19 protein-coding genes and 1 pseudogene are annotated in these 22,706 nt (G+C 51.6%); 16 read left to right on the top strand and 4 right to left on the bottom strand.

Annotated elements, in window-relative coordinates:
• Nucleotides 1-465: 465 nt before the first annotated feature.
• On the bottom strand, nucleotides 466-1,326 hold the full coding sequence (locus DW083_RS15285) for a PepSY-like domain-containing protein (RefSeq protein WP_122332961.1): 861 nt from the start codon (nucleotides 1,324-1,326) through the stop codon (nucleotides 466-468).
• Between the two features lie 206 nt (nucleotides 1,327-1,532).
• Between DW083_RS15285 and DW083_RS15280 the strand changes: the two genes are divergently transcribed.
• The 13 genes and pseudogenes from DW083_RS15280 (at nucleotide 1,533) to DW083_RS15225 (ending at nucleotide 16,606) form a co-directional block, all read left to right on the top strand.
• Nucleotides 1,533-2,777, top strand: coding sequence for an efflux RND transporter periplasmic adaptor subunit (locus DW083_RS15280; RefSeq protein ID WP_115498149.1), 1,245 nt, complete (start codon nucleotides 1,533-1,535; stop codon nucleotides 2,775-2,777).
• A gap of 1 nt (nucleotide 2,778) precedes the next feature.
• Nucleotides 2,779-4,047: an ABC transporter permease gene (locus tag DW083_RS15275; protein ID WP_122332960.1), complete on the top strand. Its 1,269-nt coding sequence runs from the start codon at nucleotides 2,779-2,781 to the stop codon at nucleotides 4,045-4,047.
• Between the two features lie 20 nt (nucleotides 4,048-4,067).
• On the top strand, nucleotides 4,068-5,336 hold the full coding sequence (locus tag DW083_RS15270; protein ID WP_122332959.1) for an ABC transporter permease: 1,269 nt from the start codon (nucleotides 4,068-4,070) through the stop codon (nucleotides 5,334-5,336).
• A 12-nt stretch (nucleotides 5,337-5,348) separates the two neighbouring features.
• Nucleotides 5,349-6,622 (top strand): annotated as a pseudogene (locus tag DW083_RS15265) (ABC transporter permease).
• A gap of 18 nt (nucleotides 6,623-6,640) precedes the next feature.
• Nucleotides 6,641-7,912: an FtsX-like permease family protein gene (locus DW083_RS15260; RefSeq protein ID WP_115498153.1), complete on the top strand. Its 1,272-nt coding sequence runs from the start codon at nucleotides 6,641-6,643 to the stop codon at nucleotides 7,910-7,912.
• A 21-nt stretch (nucleotides 7,913-7,933) separates the two neighbouring features.
• Nucleotides 7,934-9,202 carry an ABC transporter permease gene (locus DW083_RS15255; RefSeq protein ID WP_122332958.1) on the top strand — a complete coding sequence of 423 codons (1,269 nt, stop codon included), beginning with the start codon at nucleotides 7,934-7,936 and terminating at the stop codon, nucleotides 9,200-9,202.
• Between the two features lie 6 nt (nucleotides 9,203-9,208).
• The gene (locus tag DW083_RS15250; protein ID WP_122332957.1) at nucleotides 9,209-10,483 is read left to right on the top strand and encodes an ABC transporter permease; all 1,275 of its coding nucleotides are present in this window, start codon (nucleotides 9,209-9,211) and stop codon (nucleotides 10,481-10,483) included.
• A 184-nt stretch (nucleotides 10,484-10,667) separates the two neighbouring features.
• The gene (locus DW083_RS15245) at nucleotides 10,668-11,333 is read left to right on the top strand and encodes an ABC transporter ATP-binding protein (RefSeq protein ID WP_122332956.1); all 666 of its coding nucleotides are present in this window, start codon (nucleotides 10,668-10,670) and stop codon (nucleotides 11,331-11,333) included.
• A 15-nt stretch (nucleotides 11,334-11,348) separates the two neighbouring features.
• Nucleotides 11,349-12,152 carry an ABC transporter permease gene (locus DW083_RS22990; RefSeq protein WP_233552231.1) on the top strand — a complete coding sequence of 268 codons (804 nt, stop codon included), beginning with the start codon at nucleotides 11,349-11,351 and terminating at the stop codon, nucleotides 12,150-12,152.
• A complete protein-coding gene (locus DW083_RS22985; protein WP_233552230.1) occupies nucleotides 12,149-12,655 on the top strand; it encodes an ABC transporter permease in 507 nt (168 codons plus the stop codon). The genes DW083_RS22990 and DW083_RS22985 overlap by 4 nt, the downstream gene beginning before the upstream one ends.
• Nucleotides 12,656-12,667: 12 nt before the next feature.
• Nucleotides 12,668-13,948 carry an FtsX-like permease family protein gene (locus DW083_RS15235; protein ID WP_122332955.1) on the top strand — a complete coding sequence of 427 codons (1,281 nt, stop codon included), beginning with the start codon at nucleotides 12,668-12,670 and terminating at the stop codon, nucleotides 13,946-13,948.
• Between the two features lie 50 nt (nucleotides 13,949-13,998).
• Entirely contained in the window at nucleotides 13,999-15,300 is a 1,302-nt protein-coding gene (locus DW083_RS15230) for an ABC transporter permease (protein WP_122332954.1), read from the top strand.
• Between the two features lie 7 nt (nucleotides 15,301-15,307).
• Nucleotides 15,308-16,606: an ABC transporter permease gene (locus tag DW083_RS15225; RefSeq protein ID WP_115498160.1), complete on the top strand. Its 1,299-nt coding sequence runs from the start codon at nucleotides 15,308-15,310 to the stop codon at nucleotides 16,604-16,606.
• 74 nt (nucleotides 16,607-16,680) lie between these two features.
• On the opposite strand, the gene DW083_RS15220 is transcribed toward DW083_RS15225, so the two are convergent.
• The 3 genes from DW083_RS15220 to DW083_RS15210 all read right to left on the bottom strand — a co-directional run bounded on the left by DW083_RS15220 (nucleotide 16,681) and on the right by DW083_RS15210 (nucleotide 17,943).
• On the bottom strand, nucleotides 16,681-17,238 hold the full coding sequence (locus tag DW083_RS15220) for a phosphatase PAP2 family protein (protein ID WP_122332953.1): 558 nt from the start codon (nucleotides 17,236-17,238) through the stop codon (nucleotides 16,681-16,683).
• A gap of 24 nt (nucleotides 17,239-17,262) precedes the next feature.
• On the bottom strand, nucleotides 17,263-17,475 hold the full coding sequence (locus DW083_RS15215; protein ID WP_122332952.1) for a hypothetical protein: 213 nt from the start codon (nucleotides 17,473-17,475) through the stop codon (nucleotides 17,263-17,265).
• Nucleotides 17,476-17,559: 84 nt separating this feature from the next.
• Entirely contained in the window at nucleotides 17,560-17,943 is a 384-nt protein-coding gene (locus tag DW083_RS15210) for a diacylglycerol kinase family protein (RefSeq protein ID WP_115498163.1), read from the bottom strand.
• A 165-nt stretch (nucleotides 17,944-18,108) separates the two neighbouring features.
• Between DW083_RS15210 and DW083_RS15205 the strand changes: the two genes are divergently transcribed.
• From DW083_RS15205 to DW083_RS15195, 3 genes are all read left to right on the top strand, one after another.
• Complete coding sequence (locus tag DW083_RS15205) at nucleotides 18,109-19,590, top strand: TolC family protein (protein ID WP_115498164.1); 1,482 nt, start codon at nucleotides 18,109-18,111, stop codon at nucleotides 19,588-19,590.
• A gap of 167 nt (nucleotides 19,591-19,757) precedes the next feature.
• Nucleotides 19,758-21,131: a sigma-54 dependent transcriptional regulator gene (locus DW083_RS15200; RefSeq protein WP_122332951.1), complete on the top strand. Its 1,374-nt coding sequence runs from the start codon at nucleotides 19,758-19,760 to the stop codon at nucleotides 21,129-21,131.
• A gap of 12 nt (nucleotides 21,132-21,143) precedes the next feature.
• Nucleotides 21,144-22,445, top strand: coding sequence for a PAS domain-containing sensor histidine kinase (locus DW083_RS15195; RefSeq protein WP_115498166.1), 1,302 nt, complete (start codon nucleotides 21,144-21,146; stop codon nucleotides 22,443-22,445).
• Nucleotides 22,446-22,706: the final 261 nt, after the last annotated feature.

Below are 22,706 nucleotides of genomic sequence, written 5' to 3'. Positions count from 1 at the left end.
AAAAGGTGCTTTTCACCCTTTTTTGAGCGTTTCCCGCAACTATGACCGTCCTCTTTGCCACTGCGACCGTGCTAATGTGTAGTGCACTCGGCAGCTCGCGAAGATTAGCACGGTCGTAATGGCGATTTGGACGGTCGTAATTGGAAAGAGGACCGTCTTCAGGGCAAAAAAGCCCCTAAATTTCCTTGAGATATTTGGGACGCCGTCCGTTTTATTTTCAAATATTCGATTCTCCGGGAGTTAAGGTTTATCACTTTGCCGGCATTTATGCCTTCCGGCTATTAAATTGTACACTTTCCTGAATGGGCTGCGCACCTCATCTCCTCTGTTGTCAGTTGAGCAGGCTAAAATCATGAAAAAAGTCACTTCAAAATCGATCAACTTTTCGGACGAAATAGAAAAATATCCCGGGAAGGGGGTTATTGTCAGTTTTAACATATTTGAAATATAAAAAAGCCATCTTATTTATGAAATATTTCCCTTTCTGTTTGTAACAATATTCCCGAATACATCAAACTCCACTGTGACCGCCTGTCCGTTGTGGACCACATTGAACTTATAGAAGGCACCGTTGGCGTCTACATACATATAGATGGACTTCACGGTGTCATTCCTATATTCGGAAGTCCTGAATGCGTTCATGATAACGGATGGGACTTCCTGCTTGGAGAGTTTCCAGGTTGTGCTTTCCCAGGTGTATATCTGGGTTAGTTTGACAATCTTCAATACGGTTTTGTCCAATACGGCCAGTTGTACGCCGAAAGTCGTGTTTTCGATATCTAACAGTTCTGCGCCTTGAAATGTCTGTTCCATCAGGTTGGCGACCTTTTCCGGGATGGTGACCGGCTGGTCGGCATCGTCTTTATCGGCTGCGGCTTTGATCAGGTCGCCGTATGCCGTGTAATACAGCGCTGTGTCCTGTTGTCCTTTTTCCACTTCCACTTTGTAGACGGTTCCCATGCCGGCCCGGCCGATCGTATCGGCTTCCTCTATTTTCCAGCCGGCGTATTTTCCTTGCCGGATATCTGCCGTGATGGGGGCGGGCAACTGGTTGAGCGGTAGCTCTGTCTTGATCATCGCCCATACACCTAAGTGGTCGAACCAGGCGGTGTTGTCGAGGGCATTGTTTTTGAATTCGATCACGTAATAATCGTCGTTGACGGTCCATTCCGTGTCGCGAGCATCCGGATATTTGGCATCGAAAGCTTTCAGAATGGTTTCGGGCGGCTCGATGCCGCCGGGTATGTCATGGTCGTGCCTGTCACAGCCGGTAAAGAGCAGGGTGAGACTTGTGAAGAGTGCAAAGATTGAAATTTTAGCGTTCATAATTTATCATTTTAAGTTGTTAGGGGATAAACAAGGGGAAGTAGGGAAAAGTTCTCTCAAAACCGAACACACTGTCCGATATTGAACACTTATTCAGGGAGGATATTTCCACTAAATCAGTTGCTTAGGTTTTTGGCACGGAGTTTGCCCTGTAGATGCCAACCGGACAGTAATGCCGGTAAACGTGAATTAAAACAATACAAAATATGGACAGAGAGATATCAAAAGAAGTACAGAAGAAAGAACAACGCAAGCAGTTTCTCAAAATAGGAGCAGTCGCCGGTGGTCTTATCGTCCTGGTCGTGGTGGTGATCTCCATGCTTCAGACGAGTCTGAAACGGAAGGATCTGAACATTTCGACAGTCGACAAGGGTGTGATCGAAGTATCGGTCAGCGCTTCCGGTAAAGTGATCCCGGCGTTTGAAGAGATTATCAACTCGCCGATCAACTCGCGTATCGTGGAAGTCTACAAGCGTGGCGGTGACTCGGTGGATGTCGGCACGCCTATCCTGAAACTGGATTTGCAGAGCGCCGAAACAGAGTATAAAAAGCAACTGGATGAGGAACAGATGAAGAGTCTGCAACTGCAACAACAGCGTGTAGTGAACCATAACAAGTTGTCGGAAATGGAAATGAACCTGAAAGTCTCCCGCATGGAACTGGACCGTAAGGCCGTGGAACTCCGGAACGAACGCTATTTAGACAGCCTCGGAGCTGGAACGACCGACAAGGTCCGCCAAGTGGAACTCGATTATAACGTGAGCCTTCTTAAACTAAAAGAAGATGAACAGAAGTACACGAACGAACAGGCCCTGACCGAAGCAGACTTGAAAGTAAAGGAACTGGAACTGAATATCTTCCGCAAGAGCCTTGCCGAAACCAAGCGGACCCTGGACGATGCCCAGATCCGTTCGCCCCGCAAAGCGATCCTAACATATGTAAATAACGAGATCGGTTCGCAGATCGGGCAGGGGGCGAAGGTGGCAATCGTTTCCGACTTGTCCCATTTCAAGATCGAGGGTGAGATTGCCGACACCTATGGCGATCGCATTGCCGCAGGCAGTAAAGCGGTCATCAAGATCGGCAGTGACAAGCTGGACGGTACGGTGAGCGACGTCACGCCACTCTCGAAAAACGGAGTGATCTCCTTCACCGTACAGTTGGATGAGGACAACCACAAGCGCTTGCGCTCCGGTTTGAAGACAGATGTCTACGTGATGAACGCTGTGAAAGACGATGTACTCCGCATTGCCAACTCTTCCTATTATGTAGGGAAAGGGGAATACGAACTCTTTGTCGTCAACGGCGATCAGCTGCTCAAACGCAAGGTACAGTTGGGCGACAGCAACTTCGAATACGTGGAAGTGGTCAGCGGCCTGCAGGAAGGCGACCAAGTCGTAGTTTCCGATATGAATGCTTATAAAGACAAGAACAAACTGAAATTAGAATAACATGATTAAGCAATACGTTAAACAAGCTGTTCAGATGCTGAAAGAGAACCGTCTAATCAGCATCATATCCATAGCCGGTACGGCGATCTCCATTGCCATGATAATGGTGGTAGTGCTGGTGTTCCAGATACAGTTTGCCAGCTTTTATCCAGAGAATGACCGCGACAGGATGATGTATGTGGACAGCGGTACGGAAGTTCGGTCGAACGACGGCTGGAACCGCGGTAATATGTCGCCCGAAGCCGTAAAGGAATGCTTCTATTCCCTGAAATTACCCGAAGCAGTCTCCGGATATGCTTCACAGGCGAAACCGCTTTCCATACCGGGCAAACGGATGTATAAGGCCTATGATATCAAATACACAGACCCCGGTTTCTGGAAGATATTCTCTTTCCGCTTCGTGGCAGGCAAGCCTTTTACGCAGGCTGATTTTGATTCGGCTATTCCGCAGGCAGTGGTGTCGACGAGTATCGCGAAGCATCTGTATGGGACGGCCGATGTCGTCGGGAAACCTGTTATCATCGATTTGGCTACTTATACGATTTGCGGCGTGGTGGAAGACGTCAGCCGGGCGGCCGATACGGCCTATGGAAACGTGTGGGTCCCCTATACATCCGATCATATCCTGATGTCGAATGTCTATTCGGAGAATATGTCCGGATGGTTTTCCGTATGCTTGTTGGCAAAGGATAGCCATGATTTCGACGCTATCCGCCAGGAATTGCTCGGACAGACGGCCCGCTACAATGCAACAAAGAAAGATGCACAGATCAACTTCTTCGAGAACCCGATCACCCGTTTTGATGTTGCGATCGGTTCTATCGGGCAACGTAAAGTGAAACTGAAAGACTATCTGATGGAGACAGGCGGCTTGCTGCTGTTTTTGTTGCTCGTCCCCGCCTTGAACCTGTTGGGCGTGACGCAGTCTTCCGTACAGAAACGGCGTTCGGAGATGGGAGTGCGCAAGGCGTTCGGAGCGACTTTCGGGGTACTTGTCCGCCAGGTGTTGTATGAGAACTGCGTCATAACCCTTTTGGGAGGTGTTTTAGGGCTGGCTTTGTCGCTGTCGTTCCTGCCGCTTTGTAAAGACTTCCTGTTGAAGGACAGCGGAACGTTGTTGAGCGGTGACATGATCTTCCAGCCTGCTATTTTCTTACTGGCTCTGTTGTTCAGCCTGCTGATCAATCTGCTTTCGGCCGGTATTCCGGCTGTACAGGTCGCCCGCCAACAGATTGTGACCTCTCTGAAAGATGGAGAAGATAATAGATAAACCATTAATACGATAAGACAATGATTAAGCATATACTGAAAATAATATGGAACCAGCGCAGAAGCAATGTCTGGATCTTTATGGAGTTGCTGTTGGTCGTAGCCATTTTTTGGGTTATGATGGATTCCCTGTTTGTGGATGTTAGTACCTACAAAGCTCCGTTAGGTTTCGATATCACAAATGTATATAAGGTAAACCTCGGGAAGATAAGCCCGGATGTTCCCGGTTACGTTCCGGACGAACTCCACCAGACATCCGACGGGGAAGATTTGATACGTCTGGTTGATAACCTGCGTCAGAACCCCAAGGTGGAAGAGGCCAGTCTTGCTTATGCTGCCTGTCCTTATTCCTGGAATACTTCTTGGAGTTCTCTGATCCAGGCGGAGGCTGATACGACGCAAAAGGCCAATACATTCCAGCGTTTAACGGTGCAGCCTTCCTATTATGATGTCTTTCGGTTTACGGACCAGGAGGGACATCCCTTGCGTCCGATTGTAGAGCAGCATACGGGTGAGCTTGTTATTACTGCTGATATGGAGAAAGACTTTTGGAACGGACAGGCAGGTGCCGGCAGGCAAGTGAAAGTGGGCAGTACTTCCAATGAATCGATAACTGTAGCTGCCGTTTCCACTCCGATCCGGCGGACAGAATATGATAAGAGCGAACCTTGCTTCTATCTCCTGTGGCGCAGCGACAAGGATGTCATTGATGCCGCTGACTGGGCACAGGCCCAGAACATGGAATGCTTCATCCGGATGAAAGACGGTTTCCGTGCGGAAGATATGGAGGCTTTTTTGCAACAGATGAGCGACCGCCTGACCGTGAATAACCTCTATGTCTCCAGCGTAAAGTCACTGCAGGAAATGCGGACCTCTTTCCTGAAACCCCGTACGGACAACCTGACGAAGAAGTCCGTTCTCATCGGTTTCATGCTGGTCAACGTCTTCTTCGGCATCGTCGGAACCTTCTGGCTCCGCACGCAATACCGTCGGGGCGAACTTGGTCTGCGTGCCGCTCTTGGAGCTTCCCGGAGCAAACTGAAGCAGTTTATGAATGTGGAAGGTCTCTGTCTGCTGTCCTTCACCGTGCCATTGGTCCTGATCTTTATTGTCAATATGCTCTACTTCGATATGCCGGATACTTATCGTCAGCCTTATTCCTTGTGGCGTTTCCTGGTTACCTTTGGCGGAACCTGCCTGCTGTTGGCCGGCATGATCTGGGTTGGCATCTGGTTCCCGGCACAGAAGATCGCGAAGATGGATCCGGCAGAATCATTACATTACGAATAAAACACGACGAACATGTTCAAACAATATCTCAAACAAGCCCTTCAGATGCTGAAGGAGAACCGCCTTACCAGCGTGATCTCGATTTTAGGAACGGCCCTCTCTATCGCAATGATACTGGTGGTTGTGCTTCAGTTCCAAATCAGGCTGGTCGGTTTCCGGCGGAGTCGAACCGTGACAGGATGCTCTATATCCTCGGCATACGGGCCGATTCTCAAACCGATCCGAACAACCGTAACTCCACAGCCATGTCGGACGGTGTAGTGAAGGAATGTCTTTATCCCCTTCAGACACCCGAGTCTGTGACTGCTATGGCAAAGGACAGGTCGATCGTTTCCCTGCCGAACCGGCGGTTGTTCGAAGAGTATGTGATCTGCTATACCGATCCCGGATTCTGGAAAGTCTTCGACTTCCACTTCCTCGCCGGCAAGCCCTTTACGGAGGCTGATTTCAGTTCGGGCCTGCCCCGTGCCGTGATCACGAATACGCTGGCCCGCAAACTGTTCGGCTCAGAGGAACCTGTCGGGAAGGAGATCGAGATGGGATATGTTTCTTATACGGTTACAGGCGTGGTGAAAGAGCCTTCGCGGGCGGCAGGTAGTGCTTATTCCGATGTCTGGGTGCCTTATACCAGTAATACCAATTACGTGAATAACCAGTCGTGCGGAGGTGTTTGTGGCAACTTCCAGGCTGTGATCCTGGCGCATAGCTCCGGTGACTTCGATGCTATCCGTGCGGAGATCAAGCAGGCGGTCGCCCGCTATAATGCTGGCGGACGTGACTTTGTGCTGGGAATCAACTACGTTTTCTCCCGTGTGGATGTGGCGTTGGGCTCGAACGACATGAACGGAGGCATACAAGTCGGCTGGCTGGAATACTTGACCCAGAAGGTGCCCTTACTGCTCTTCCTCCTGCTGGTACCGACGTTGAACCTGACGGGTGTCATCCAGTCGTCTGTCCAGAAACGCCGTTCCGAGATGGGGCTTCGCAAAGCTTTCGGGGCGACGAAAGGGCGTCTGCTGACACAGGTATTGTGTGAAAACCTGATTACGACGATGATAGGAGGGATCATCGGGATCATCCTCTCCGTCGTGCTCCTTCATCTTTGCAAGTCGTTCTTGCTGTCCAGAGAGATGGTGATTACGTTCGAGATGCTGTTCAAACCCGCCCTCTTTGCCGCTGCCCTCTTTTTCACTCTGTTGCTCAACCTGCTGAGTGCCGGTCTGCCGGCGATCCGCATAGCCCGGGAACAGATTGTGGATGCCCTAAAAGACAACGATAATTCATAATTCATAATTCATGACCCCATGATCAAACATATACTGAAAATAATGTGGAACCAGCGTCGCACGAACGGCTGGATATTTGCGGAACTGCTGATTGTCGCTGGCGTCCTTTGGGTGATGGTGGATACTTTCTGGGTGGACAACCGCACCTATCATGCACCATTAGGTTTCGACATCGAGAACGTCTGGCGTTTCAAGTTAGGCAAACTGAATGCAAAGGCACCGGGTTATGTCGTCGATTCGCTTTACCATTCGTCCGATCCCGAAGATCTTACACAACTGATGAACCAGATCCGCCAGAACCCCGAGGTCGAGGATGTCTGCGTCACCTTCTACTCCTGTCCCTATTCGAACGGTAACTCCTGGCGTCCCGTCAAGCCGGTGGATGGCGATACCCTCTATGCCAAGACGATGGAGTCATTTCAGATGCGCAACGTTACGCCTGAGTATTTCCGCCTTTTCCGTATCCAAACGAACGACGGTGGGCAGGTCTACGACAAAATTAAGGGCCGCCACAACGCTATCGTGATCACGCCGGAGATGGCAGAAGGTTTCTATCACGGAGCCCCCAACATCGTCGGCCGCCGCGTCTACCATAGCGAGAACGAACAGACTTCCGAGATCGCCGCTGTCTCCACTTCCATCCGGTCGAACGAATACGAACGTCCGGAAGCCAGCTTTTACCAATGTCTCGAAGGAGAAATCTTCAACTCGGTTGTAAGTGGTTTCGGAGCCGAACGGGCCGAGTTCTGCGTCCGCATGAAACGGGCTTACACGCAGGACGAGATGAACCGCTTCCTCGACGGCATGGGCGACCGGCTGACGGTGAACAACCTCTACGTCTACGGTGTCACCCCCATCTCTTACTTTCGTGAAGGCCACCTCGAATATTACGAACGGGAGGCAAGCAACAAGATGTCACTGATGGCTTTTATGTTAGTGAATGTCTTCTTCGGTATCATCGGTACTTTCTGGCTCCGGATGCAGAACCGCAAGGGCGAGATCGGTCTCCGCATGGCGCTGGGTGCCCACCGCATCACGCTCCAGCGCTATATGTACACCGAAGGCCTTTGCCTGTTGGCGCTGACCTTGCCGCTGATCATCATCTTCGCCTTCAATATGGTGTATATGGACCGGCTCGATACGTATCGCCAGCCACTCACCGCAATGCGCTTCCTCGTGACCTTTGGCTTGACTTACCTGCTGATGGCCGCCATGATCTGCATCGGCATCTGGTTCCCCGTCCGCAAGGCGGTCCGGCTGGCGCCGGCGGAGGCGTTGCACTATGAATAAACACTGCAAAAACACTGTAATATGATAAAACAATATCTCAAACAAGCCCTCCGGCTACTCGGGGAAAATAAGCTCCTGAGCGTGATCTCCATTATTGGGACAGCTTTGGCGATCTGCATGGTTATGGTGATCGTGATCTTGTATATAGCAAAGACTGCCGGCTTCCGTCCCGAGGTGAACCGGGACAGGACGTATTATCTTTCCGTTGCCATGTCAGTAGGCAAAGACGACGGACGGCGGCTTTCCTTCGGAAGCATAGGCCTACCGCTTATACGTGAATGTTATTATCCCCTGGAATGTGCAAAAGTGACGACCGCCATTATACGGGACCGCTGGAATAACCAATCCGCACTCAGCATGGACGGTTTGAAGAGCAGCAACGGCAAAGTGATCCAGACCGATCCTGCTTTCTGGAAGCTCTTCTCGTTCGACTTTATCGAAGGTAAGCCATTCACGGAAGCTGATTTCGACAGTGGCATCCGTACGGTAGTCCTGAGCGAGCATGTCGCCCGCGCTCTTTTTGGCAGCGAACAGGCGGTGGGGAAGGAGATGAAACTTAACTTCAATGTTTTCCGCGTCTGCGGAGTGGTGAAAGATGTCTCCCGCTTTGCTAACACGGCATGGGCGGAGATGTGGATTCCCTATACGGCAGGTATGGAGTACAATGCGTATTGGTCTGAAGGCATCAACGGACATTTCAACTGCTGTGTCCTACTGAAAGAAGGTGTTACGGAGGAAGAACTTCGCCGGGAAGTGCAGAGCCGTATTGCAAAATTCAACTCCACCCTTTCCGATTGTAAAGCTGATATCGGATATCAGCCCAATTCGCAGATTGTGGAGTGGCTAAACGGAGGCAACGAAGGGAAGGCGGATATGGCAGGCGCTTTTCTCCGTTACGGCATCATCCTCTTCATCCTGCTTCTGGTACCGGCCTTTAACCTTTCCGGCATCACCCTGTCGAGGATGCGCAAGCGGATAGCCGAGTTGGGTGTGAGGCGTGCCTTCGGTGCGTCGAAAGGCAATATCATCGGGCAAGTCCTGTTCGAGAACCTGGTCTTTACGTTGGTAGGCGGGTTGCTGGGGCTTTGCTTCTCGTACGTTGCCATCTGGCTGCTGCGGGACTGGCTGTTGGTCACATCCCTGGGCGACGCAGGTCTGTCGGGCGGTATGCTTAACGGCTATGTCTTTCTTGCAGCCTTCCTGTTTTGCCTGGTGATGAATCTTATGTCAGCCGGCATTCCGGCCTGGCGGGTGTCGCAGGTGAATATTATAGACTCCATAAACAATTGATGCCTTATGTTAAGAATGATCTTTATACAACTTTGGAATGAGCGCAAGGGTAATGTGCTTATCTTTCTGGAACTGTTAGTCGTCTCCGTCTTCCTCTGGTATATGGTGGATACGTTGTACGTCAATTATAAAGAATATGAAAGGCCGTTGGGCTTTGATATCTCGCATGTCTATCACGTACGGCTGGCAACGGTTCCGCAGAGTAGCGCCGACTATGATACGACCGCCATCCATAGCCATTACGGCGGGGGCGATTTCCTGACGCTTTATGATCGTCTGGCCCATAACCCGTCGGTCGAGAGTGTCTGCTACACCAGCAACAACCATTTCCATTACAGGGGAAGTAACTCTTTCGCCACCTTCAAGAACGACTCCTTGGCCCGTCAAGGTTATTTGCGCCATGTGGACCCCGCCTATTTTCGCGTCTTCCGGGTGAAGACGGCACACGGAGAATCATGGGAAAAGTTGGAACAGGCTTTGCGTGACAACCAGATTGTGGTGACGGGAACCGTTGCCGAAACCTTCTTTGGCGATGCCGGGAAGGCGGAACGGAAGGAGATATGGATCACCGACCAGGGCCGTACCGATAGTATGGCCTATCGCATCGGGGCTGTTTCCGAGCTGCAGCGCTACGCTGATTTCAGCAGTTATGACTATGCTTATTATAAGCCGGTGGGAACGGAGGAGGCTTTCCGCAATTCGAGTGCTGTAGTGGCTGACGTACTGAACCTCTTTATCCGTGTGAAGCCTGCGGCGGACAACAGCCGCTTCGTTGACGACTTCACTCGCGAGATGTCGCAACAGATGCGTCTTGGCAATATTTACCTGAAGGAAGTGATTCCGATGACCTATTACCGGAACGAGTTCCTCCGTTCCTGGGTCGATAATATCCGGATGTACGCCTCCTGCATCCTCTTCTTCCTGCTCAACGTCTTCTTAGGGATTATCGGCACCTTCTGGTTCCGCACCCAGCAGCGTAGCTCGGAGATAGGCCTTCGTATGGCGATGGGAGCTTCGCGCCGCAATATCTTCCGGCATCTCTTCACCGAGGGTTTCGTCCTGTTAGGGATCGCGTTTGTCCCGGCAGCTATCATATTCGCCAACCTGGCGTATATGGAGGTGACGACGCAGACGGATATGCAACTCTCCGCTGCCGCTCGCATCCTGTGGGGCATGGGACTGACGCTCATGATGATCGGCTTAATGGTCGTCATCGGCATGGGCTTCCCCGCCTTCCGCGCCATGCGGATGCAGCCGGCAGACACGTTGCACGATGAATAACACAAAAACGGACAATGTGTTCAATATCGGACACTGTCTTGTTTTGAAAATAATTGATTAATAACAACTTACTTCTTTGGCACGCAATTTGCCTATCGGAGGATATACCGGGTGAACGATTCCGGTTAAACACAGGATATAATAACAACGGTCGGCTTACCCCGCCCAACAAACAATAACGATTATGATTACACTTACAAATCTTGAGAAGATCTACCGGACGAAAGAGATCGAGACGGTAGCTTTGGAAAATGTGAACCTGACAGTCAATAAAGGAGAGTTTCTCAGTATCATGGGCCCCTCCGGTTGTGGTAAATCGACACTGCTGAACATCATCGGCCTGCTGGATTCCCCGACTTCCGGATCTGTCGAGATCGCCGGCACTAACACCGTCAACATGAACGACAAGCAGCTGGCGACATTTCGTAACCAGAAGCTCGGCTTCGTTTTCCAGTCCTTCCACCTGATCAACTCGCTGAACGTACTCGATAACGTCGAGCTTCCGTTGCTCTACCGCAAGGTCAGTGCCAAGGAACGCCGTGCCGCTGCCGAAGCCGTGCTCGAAAAGGTCGGCCTTTCGCACCGTATGCGCCATTTCCCGACGCAGCTCTCCGGTGGTCAATGTCAGCGTGTCGCCATCGCCCGTGCCATTGTCGGCAACCCCGACATCATCCTCGCCGATGAGCCGACCGGTAACCTGGACTCCAAGATGGGAGCCGAAGTCATGGAACTGCTCCACAAACTGAACAAGGAAGACGGCCGCACCATCGTCATGGTAACCCATAACGACGAGCAGGCCAAGCAAACCTCACGCACAGTGCGCTTCTTCGACGGACGGCAAGTGATGTAACTTATAATTCGTAATATGTATAAACAATATCTCAGACAAGCCTGGCAGTTGATGAAGCAGAATCGCTTCTTCAGCGCCGTATATATCATCGGGACGGGACTGGCGATCTCGATGGTCATGGTGATGGCGGTGGTCTACCATATCCGGACAGCCAATATCGCCCCGGAGGTGAACCGTGACCGGATGTGCTACGTGACGAATGTTTCCTTCAACATGAATGACGATAAAGGTCACCTCAACAGCTGTGTCGGTCCCCGCTTCGCAAAAGAGGTTATGTATAACCTGAAGACACCTGAAGCTGTCGCTGTCGCGACTATGACGCAGATGATGCCTTTCACGGTGGGCGATGTCTTCATGCAGGCGCCGGGGCACGATGAGGCGCCGAAAGTCAGCCTCATGGGATGCAACGACCAGTTTTGGAGAGTTTATGCCTTTACGTTTGAGGAGGGGAAACCATTTACGGAGGCCGATTTCCAGTCCGGTCTGCCGCGTGCCGTGCTTACGGAGTCGCTGAGCCGGAAGCTGTTCCGGAAAACGGAGGTGACAGGGCAGACGGTGCTGATCAATGATGTGAAATATATTGTGAGCGGAGTCGTGGCGGATGTGTCCGGCGTTGCTTCTGATGTGTGTGCAGATGTGTGGATCCCCTATACTTCGATGGCTGTCATTATGAATAAGATGGCGGATGAGAAGGAAGGGTCGGCTCATATCTTGGTTGCGAATATCCTGCTGCGCGATGCGGACGACATAGGTCTCCTTAAAGACGAATTGGCGCAGGAGGTGAAACGTTATAACACGACCTTGACGGAAGGCAGGTGACTTGCAACGATCCTGTCTCTTATGTAGACCAGATGGTCGGCAGCTTGCTCCGGATGGATGTGAAACAGACCTATATGACGCTGTCGATCGTCCTGCTGCTTTTCCTCCTCGTTCCGGCATTGAACTTGTCGGGGCTAAACACGTCGCATATGCAAGACCGTATACCGGAGATCGGTGTCCGCAAGGCGTTCGGCGCACCGCGTGGGACGTTGATGTCGCAGATCTTCGTGGAGAATATGCTGTTGATGCTGCCCGGCGGAGTGGCGGGGCTGCTGTTCTCGTACGTGCTGGTGTTCCTGTTTCGAAATCTCCTGCTGTCGTCCGGCGTCTTTGCGATGCAGATGGGGACGGGCGGGTCGATTTTCCTCTCGGCGGGGATGTTGCTCAACTGGGAAGTTTTTCTCTATGCCTTTGTGGTCTGTCTGGTCTTGAACCTGCTTTCTTCGATGGTTCCTGCCTGGCGGGCGGTGAAGGTGAATATAACAGAGGCACTAAATGCTTAAAATCGGACGATTATGATAAAACATATATTGAAATTGATCTGGTCGCAGTTCCGGAGCAACACGTGGGTGTTGGCGGAGCTCTTGGTGGTGTTCGTGGTGCTGTGGTTCATGACTGACTATTTCCTGATGCAGGGTGTATTGATGCACCGTCCGGTGGGGTATAAGCTCGACAATGTGTATCAGGCGGTCGTTTCGCTCCGTTCGTCGGACAATCCTTCGTTCATCGAGTATGAGGAAGGAAGCGAAGAACCGATGCGTAACCTCGAGCGTATCGTGGAACGCATCCGCCAGCATCCCGATGTGGAGGTGGTCGGGTTGTCCTACTATTCGTTGCCTTATACGCACTCCAATATCGGGAACGGGGTCTGGCGCGATTCCACACGGCTTAATATCCGTTATATGCTGGTTTCGCCCGACTATTTCCGGGTGTTCGGCATCGGTTCGATATCGGGCGGTTCGCCGGAAGAGCTGGGCGCAAAGTTGCCGGGCATGAAGAACACGACGGATATCGTGATTTCAGCCGGCATAGCCGAGACGCTGTTCGGCCGTACGGATGTGATCGGGTCGGAGTTGTATTCCGGTGGCGATTCGGTCCCCAGGCATATTGTGGCGGTGACGGAACCTGTGCGTAATGATGAGTATAGCATCGGTCACCGGCATGTTGCTTTCGGCCTTTTCAGTTTGCCCGAGCTGGCGAGTGAGCGAGGAATGGGGGAAGAGGATTTGACGAATGTGCAAATAACCTTCCGCACCCGTCCGGGCATCGCTTCGGCGGATTATGCCGGGAAGTTCCTCCGGGAGATGAAGCGGCAGCTGATGGCGGGCAACCTCTGGGTGTCGGACATTAGAAGTTATCAGAAGGTCCGTGCCGATTATCTGGCAAACTCGCCGGAGACGGGCAGCCGGAAGTTGTTCTCGGCTCTGGGTGCATTCTTTCTGGTGAATGTTTTCCTGGCGGTGATCGGGACATTCTGGTTCCGGGTGCGCCGCCGACGTAGCGAGTTGGGCTTGCGTATGGCTGTCGGTTCTTCCCGTTCGGGCATTCAAGGGCTGATGGTTGGGGAAGGGCTGTTGTTGCTGACGTTGGCGGCGCTGCCGGCGTTGCTGGTCTGCCTGAATCTGGTTTGGATGGACGTGCTTTCGACAACGGTCATGGCGGCTGGCGTGGGACGTTTCCTTACAGTCAGCTTGCTGACATGGAGCGTTCTGGCGTTCGTTATTTTCCTTGCCACCTGGTATCCTTCGCGTAAGGCGTCACGGCTGGAACCGGCGGAGGCGTTGCACTATGAGTAATAAATAGGACTTTTGACACACTATCATATAAATATCTAATATCAAACAATATGTTGAAAATCTATCTCAAACAAGCCTGGAACCTGATCCGGCAAGAACGTCTCTTCAGCCTGATTTATGTTGTCGGGACGGGGCTGTCCGTGTCGATGGTGATGGTGCTGTCGATTGTCTTCTATATGAGGGTAGCGAATATCTATCCGGAGACGAACCGCGACCGGATTCTGGTCGCCAAGAGCGGGACGTTTAATAGTGAAGGAGGCGGGCAGTCCAGCAGCTCGCTTTCTGAGGGGATGATCGACGCCTGCTTTGGGTCGCTGAAAGGCGTGGAGGCAATCGCATTGATGGCAAGAGAAGACGACGAGTTCCTGGTACAGCCTGAAGGTGATCCTGTGCAGTTGCCGGTGACGGTGAAGTTTGTGAATACGGACTTCTGGCGGGTGTTTCCTTTCCGCTTCCTCGAAGGGAAAGCTTTCACCGAGGCAGATCAGCAGTCGGCTATCCGGACAGCTGTCATCGCCCGGAGCCTGGCGCACCGGCTTTTTGGTGATGAGGAGGCCACGGGCAAGTATATCTCGGTTAACTTCAGGCAATACCGTGTATGCGGCATTGTGCAGGACGCTTCGTTAGTGACGGAGAAGACCTATGCACAGATCTGGTTCCCCTACACGGTGGCCGATGATTATAAGCCGAACGATAGCTGGAACAATACCGGAGTATTGGGTAAATTCAACGCCTACATACTGGCTTCACGTGGCACGAACCTGAAAGCTTTGAAGCAGGAGGCTGAAGAGCGGGTGGAACGCTATGGGAAATCGCTGAAAGGCGGTACGTTCACTGCTTTGGGACAACCGGACTATTATTGGCAGTCTACTTTCCGCTATTGGAGCAACAGCGCTCCGGATTTCGGAAGTCTGCTCCTTCAATACGGGCTGATCGTCTTGATTCTGCTGCTGGTGCCGTCCGTCAGCCTCTCGGGGATGACCGACTCGCGTATGGAGCGGCGGTTGGCCGAGATGGGCGTCAGGCGGGCTTTCGGTGCTCCGACCGGGACGCTGATGGGGCAGATCATCTCGGAAAACTTCCTCTTCACCTTTTTGGGAGGGCTGTTCGGGCTGCTGTTTTCCTATTTGCTGATCTATTTGAGCCGCGACTGGATCTTGCAGCTTGATGCGACCTTTGTCGACGTATTGCCGGAAGGAGCCGATGTGGTCTTTACGCCGGGGATGCTGATGAACTTTCAGGTGTTCGGCATCGCCCTCTTCGTGTGCTTCGTGCTGAACCTGCTTTCTGCGCTGATACCTGCTTGGAGAGCTTCACACCGTCAGATCATTTATTCGTTGAACGCAAAATAGTAGCCTTATGTTGAAACATATATTAAAACAGTTATGGAACCGTAGACGGGCCAACCTCTGGATCGGAGTGGAGTTGTTGCTGGTGTTTTGCCTGCTTTGGTACATTGTGGATTATTTCTTTGTCCTGGAATATAACAAGAGCTTGCCTTCCAACCGCGATCTGAACAACACCTGGCAGGTGAACGTGGCGCTTTTCCCGCCGGAACATCCGGAGTATCAACCGGGTGAAAGCGACTCGACCGCCCTTGAAAACAACTATTACCGCCTGCTCGACCGCATCCGTGATTATAAGGATGTCGAGGAAGTTGCCGTCCTGACGACCTGGAGCACGCCGGGTGGTGGAAGTTATTCCGGTAATTGGCTCCGTAGCCGCCGGGATACGACGCGCGAGGGAAGCGGGCAGGTTCTCACGTTTGATCCGCAGACGGACTTCCTGAAGGTCTTCCGCTATACGACACGGGATGGCAAACCGGTTTCTGTAGCCGACTTCGACTGGTCGGACCCGAAAGCGATCGTGCTTGGCGGCTTGTCGGCCGAGACCTTCTTCCCGGATGGTAATGCCGTCGGGGAGATATTGGAAAGCCCGCGTCAGCCGGATTCCTATAATTACATCGTGAAGGGCGTGATCGGAGATACGAAGCGTTTCGATTACGAACGTCCCCAGCTGACTTTCTACCGGGCCGAGCGGATCAATGCCGATAACATAAAAGACAGAATGGAGATCGCCGTCCGCGCCCGCGAATCCGTGCCGGATGCCCGTTTCCTGCAAGATTTCAAGAATGCGATGAGCCGGGAACTGCGTATCGGCAATTTCTACCTGAAAGGGGTGAAATCTTATAACCGGATCAATAAAGATACGGAGTTCAGTTTCGGAATGACGAGCAGTGTCCGCATCCGAACCGCCATGACGCTCTTTTTCCTGATAAATATCATGCTTTGCGTGATGGGGACGTTCTGGTATCGTATCCGAGTGAGGCGCGAAGAGATCGGCCTGCGCATGGCGATGGGGTCGACGCGTGCCGATATACGCAAGATGCTGTTGTGGGAAGGTATCTGCCTCCTGACGGTGATGATGATCCCGGCTGTGCTGGTCGAGATGCAGTTCGTGTATCTCGGGCTGATCGATACGTTAGGAGGCGGCAATAGTTCGTCGGTGACCTATCTTCCGGACCGGACAGTCCTGCGTTTTATCCTGACCAACTGTTTAACCTGGGTTGTGCTGGCTGTGGCCATTGTGGCTGCAATCTGGCTTCCGGCCGATAAGGCTGCGAAGATGGCGCCGGCAGAAGCCCTGCACTATGAATAGCTTTTTAATAAACACTATTTGTTTTTGTTTAAAAGCCCGGCGCTGCAGTGATTGCAGGACCGGGCTTGTTTCTTTTAGAAAGTCATGGAAGCATATATTCCGAAATGTTTATCGCTTGCTACCGGGCTGATAGATAAATTGTGCTTTTCAGCAAACGGGCGGGTGAAGATATAGGCGCTTCCTGCTCCGAGAGCGGCTCCCGCCACCACATCCCACCAATCATGCTTTTTAGCATACGTCCTGCTCCAGCCTACATACGAAGCGACCGCATAAGCGGGAATACCCCATTTCCAGCCATAACGCCGCTGGATAAACGCTGCCCCCGTAAACGATACCGAAGTGTGCATCGAAGGAAACGAATGGTTGTCGCTGCCGTCCGGGCGCTCTTTCTTGATCAGATATTTCAGGGCATACGTCATACCTATAGTAGAAACTCCTGCCAAAGCGCCTTGCTTCAATCCTTGCCAATCCTGCAACACCAATACGGTGGCCAAGCTTGCCGCCGGCGTTACGAATGCCAGCACATCACCGGATGTACGGACAGCCTTGCGACTTCCGCTTATTTCAACCTCTTGCGCTCTCCCCGATAAACAAACGAATAACACGAAAACCAGGGTGATAATTCGTCTCATTTATAGATATGTTCTTGTTCTTTTTTATTTGCTTTTTTCAAGAATGATGCGGCTGATACGAGCCTGTACCTGCATCAATGTTACGACGTCAACATTTTCAAAGTCGATATCGATGAGTTTGATTTTGTCTTTTCTCATCATTCTCGAGCGTGAAGAATGTCCCATTTCATTTACTAAATCATCGATCATTTCTTTGATTTTTTCTGCCCTTTTCGGATAATTTACTGTGCGTGCCATAATCTCCTGTTTTAATATTTTGTTAATAATGGCACAAATATAAACAAAGAGAATTGTAAAACAATGAAATAACGGATTATTATTTTAAATAGCCGGTAAAACACCGAGTTTAGGGAGAAAAATAATAAATCCGACTATTGCGGCAGCTATCGCTATAATTAAAACAGCTCCGGCTGCGAGGTCTTTGGTGTTTTTTATGGCCTCGTTGTATTCGGGCGAGACCAAATCGGCAAGCGATTCTATGGCGGAATTGACTGCTTCTGCCGACAATACGGCTCCAATAACGATGATAACAGCTATCCATTCAGCTTCGGATAAACCGAAGAAAAAGCCTGCTATAACTACACAAATAGCAGCAAAACAGTGTATCCATGCGTTCTGTTCTTTTTGTATCAATAAACGGATACCATTAAAAGCGTACCGGAAACTGGCCAGTCGTTTACGAAAAGTGAAGCCGCTGTTTTTCATCTTATTTATTGTTTTTGAGAGATTGTCGCAAAGATATGAATAATACTTCAAAAACGGACACAGTGTTCATTTTCGGACACTGATATTTATTATACAATGCAGATAATCAGTTGTATATCTTTTTGGCATAGCTTTTGCCAGAAGAATGGCAAAACATTTATTACGATGAAAAAGATCTATATAGCCATTCTTTATTTCCTGTTGCCGGGCATCGGGCTGCAGGCGCAGGAACAAGATACGATCAGGCTGACCCTGAAAGAGGCGATCAACCTGGCGCAGCTGCAGTCAGTCGATGCGGCGGTTGCCCTCAACGAACTGAAGACGGCCTATTGGGAATACCGTACGCACGTCGCTGACCAGTTGCCGGAAATTAACTTCAAGGGGACATTGCCTTCTTACAGTAAGCAATATTCCAAATACCAGCAGTCCGACGGTTCGTACACCTTTGTGCAGAACAACGCGCTCGGGCTGAACGGCGAGATTTCGATCGACCAGAATATCGCGTTGACCGGCGGTAAGATATCGCTCAACTCTTCTCTCGATTTCAACCGCCAGTTAGGCCATGGCGCCTTCAACGAATATATGAGCGTGCCTGTCGGGCTGACCCTGACGCAGCCGATATTCGGCGTGAACGACCAGAAATGGAAACGCCGCATTGAGCCTGTCCGCTACCAGGAGGCGAAAGCCGCCTATATCGAGAGCGTGGAGATTGTCACGCTCAACGCGATCGGCTACTTCTTCAATCTGTTGCTGGCCGATGAGAACCTGCAGATCGCCCGCCAGAACCTCGAGAACGCCGACAAGCTCTACGAGATAGCCATCGCCAAGCGCAAGATCGGGCACATCTCCGAAAGCGAGCTGATGCAGTTGAAGCTGTCGGCCCTGCAAATGAAAGGGAAGCTGACGGAAGCCCAGTCCAATCTCAACGCCAATATGTTTCAGCTCCGTGCCTTCTTGGGCTTGAGCGAGCAGGAAGTGATCGAACCGATCCTTCCCGAATCGGCTCCCTCGCTCCGGATGGTCTATCAGGCAGTGTTACAGAAAGCGCAGGAAAATAATTCGTTTGCCAAAAATATACGTCGCCGCCAGTTGGAAGCCGACTATGCCGTCGCCACCGCAAAAGGAAACCGCCGCAGCATCAACCTGTTCGCCTCCATCGGATATACCGGGAAAGACCATACGTTCGATGCCGCCTACAACCGCCTAAAAGGAAACCAGGTGGTCGAAGTCGGCATGACGATCCCGATCCTCGACTGGGGCAAACGCCGGGGGAAAGTGAAGGTCGCCGAGTCCAACCGCGATGTGACTCTTTCCAAGATACGTCAGGAAGAGATCAGTTTCAACCAGGACATCTTCCTGCTGGTCGAGAATTTCAACAACCAGGCAGCCCAGTTGGAGATTGCCCAGGAAGCCGATGCGATCGCCGAGAAACGGTATAAGACCTCCATCGAAACATTCATGATCGGCAAGATTAACATTCTGGACCTGAACGACGCGCAGCAGTCCAAGGATGAAGCCAAGCAAAAGCACATCCAGGAACTCTACGACTATTGGAATTATTACTATAATATCCGTAGCGTTACCCTCTACGATTTCATCAATGACCGCAACCTCGATGCCGATTTCGAAGAGATCGTACGGCGGTAATCGATTTAATTCAGTAAATTTGCAAATATTTACCGGACGCAAACGGGCGCAGATTACGCAGAGGAACGCAGATTTATTTATTCCCTTTTAAAACAATAAATGATCTGCGTTCTTCTGCGTCGTCTGCGAAATCTGCGTCCGGTAATACAAACATAATATAAACAACAATGATCCTAATAGTAGACGATGATTCTGCCGTTCGTTCTTCGCTGACCTTCCTGTTGAAACGGGCCGGATTCGAGCCGGAAGCCGTTCCGGGTCCGGAGGAAGCCTTGGCTGTCGTGCGTCAGACAGCTCCGCAGCTTATCCTGATGGATATGAACTTTACGTTGACTACCACCGGTGAGGAAGGCATACAACTATTGAAGCAGGTGAAAATCTTTCGGCCCGACGTCCCTGTGATCCTGATGACGGCATGGGGCTCCATCTCGCTTGCCGTGCAAGGGATGCAGGCCGGCGCCTTCGATTTTGTGACCAAACCTTGGAACAACCTCGTTTTACTGAAATCCATCCGGACGGCGCTCGAGCTGAGCGAGCAGAAGAAGGAGCAGGAAACGCCCCTGAACCGCCTGGATGCCGACAATAAATTCCATTTCGACAAGATAATCGGCCAGAGCGCCCCGCTGATGGAAGTGTTGGGGACTGTTTCGCGCATCGCCCCGACAACCGCCTCCGTCCTGATCACGGGAGAGAGCGGGACCGGAAAGGAGCTGATTGCCGAAGCGATCCATGCCAACAGCCCCCGTGCGAAAGAACCCTTCGTGAAAGTCAACCTCGGCGGCCTGTCGCAGAGCCTTTTCGAGAGCGAGATGTTCGGCCACAAGAAAGGTGCCTTTACGGATGCCTATATTGACCGCACCGGACGTTTCGAGATGGCCAATAAAGGAACGATCTTCCTCGACGAGATCGGTGACCTCGAATTATCTTGCCAGGTGAAGCTCCTGCGTGTTCTGCAAGACCAGACGTTTGAAGTATTGGGCGACAGCCGCCCCCGCAAAGTCGATATCCGGGTAGTCAGCGCTACGAACTGTAACCTGCGCGAGATGGTTGCCCAGCGTGCCTTCCGCGAAGACCTGTTCTACCGCATCAACCTGATCACTATTCACCTGCCTGCCCTGCGCGAGCGTAAAGACGACATTCCGCTGCTGGCCCGCTATTTTGCCGACAAGCAGTCCGAGATGAACGGCTTGCCCGCCGTCCGCTTCTCGTCCGAAGCATTGACGTTCCTGCAGAAACAACCCTATCCGGGAAATATCCGCGAGCTGAAAAACCTGGTCGAGCGCACGATATTAGTGTCCGGCAAAGCCGTCCTCGAAGTCTCCGATTTCGAGAGCCAATGCCTGCACGCGCCCTCGCTGCAGGCGACACCCTCCGCGCCGTCGCTCGAAGGGCTGACGCTCGATGAGCTGGAAAAGCAGACCATTCTTCAAGCTCTCCGGACGCATGCCGGCAACCTCTCGCACGTTGCGACCGCCCTCGGTATCAGTCGTGCCGCCCTCTACCGGCGTCTCGAAAAGTATGATATACCCATTGACAAATAATCCCGAAAGCGCATGAGGATAAAAGGACTGTTCTGGATCTTGACCGTGTTGCTGCTCTCAGTGCTGGCGATACTCACTTGGCATGCCTTCTATTCCGATTCGTCCAAGATGTTTTTCATTGTGGAAGGCGTTGTCGTGCTGACGATTATCTATTTGGCTGTTTTCTACAGCCGCATCATCAAACCCCTCCATATCATCGGTAACGGTATGGAGCTGCTGAAAGAGCAGGACTTCAGTTCCCGTCTGAGTCGTGTCGGGCAGACAGAGGCGGACCGCATCGTCGACATCTTCAATAAGATGATGGAACAGCTGAAAAACGAGCGCCTGCACCTCCGCGAGCAGAACCACTTCCTCGACCTGCTGATCAACGCCTCTCCGATGGGCGTGATCATGCTCAACCTGGACAAGGAGCTTCTCTCCGCCAACCCGGCAGCCCGCAAGATGTTCGGTGTTTCCGCGTTGTCCGATCTCGCCGGGTGCCGGTTGTCGGAAATCGACTCTCCGCTCGCGTCAGAGTTGGAGCGGATTCCGCTGTACGATTCGCAGACCGTCCGCCTGAACGATGCCAACATATATAAATGTACGCATTCATCGTTTGTAGACCGCGGCTTCCACCATTCCTTCTACCTGGTCGAGATCTTGACGCAGGAAGTCTTCAAGGCCGAGAAGAAAGCCTACGAGAAGGTGATCCGGATGATCGCGCACGAGGTGAACAACACGACGGCGGGCATCACTTCGACTCTCGACACGCTCGAGTCCACCTTTAGCGAGATGCAAGACACGGAAGACATCTGCGAGGTGCTGCGTGTCTCGATCGAACGTTGCTACAGCATGAGCCATTTCATCACCAACTTTGCCGACGTTGTGCGCATCCCCGAGCCACAGACCAAGAGGCAGCCGTTGAACGCGGTTGTTTTCTCCTGCAAGCGCTTTATGGAGACGATCTGTCAGAACCGTGATATCCGTATTGTCATGGATTTGTCGCCTGTTTCGCCGATTGTCGACTTGGACAATTCGCTTTTCGAGCAAGTGCTTGTCAACATCATCAAGAACGCCGCCGAATCGATCGACCACGACGGTCATATCTACATCCGTACGTCGCATAATCCCGTCTGCTTAGAAATCGCCGACACCGGTAAAGGCATCGACAAAGCGACGGAAGCGAAGTTGTTCAGCCCCTTCTTTTCGACCAAACGTGGCGGCCAAGGCATTGGTCTTATCTTCATCCGCGAAGTCCTCCAAAAACACAACTGCACCTTCTCCCTCCGAACGTATGCGGACGGACTGACGAGGTTTAGGATTGTGTTTGAGTGATGTTTTTCTGTTTGTTGTGTGGTTTGCTTTCAATCTATTATCTTTGGCATACTGAAAACAACTAAAAGGTAAGACGGCTCTTTCTGATAATGTTGTGATTTGCTTTCAATCTATTATCTTTGACATACTGAAAACAACAAGCAAACGAAGTAGTTATGACACAGACCGGTTGTGATTTGCTTTCAATCTATTATCTTTGACATACTGAAAACAACAGTGAAACGTTTGGTTACAGCTGTTGTCAAGTTGTGATTTGCTTTC

It is taken from the genome of Parabacteroides sp. AF48-14, from assembly GCF_003477465.1.
Classification (GTDB): Bacteria; Bacteroidota; Bacteroidia; order Bacteroidales; family Tannerellaceae; genus Parabacteroides; species Parabacteroides acidifaciens.
This window is presented reverse-complemented; position numbering and strand designations above follow the sequence as displayed.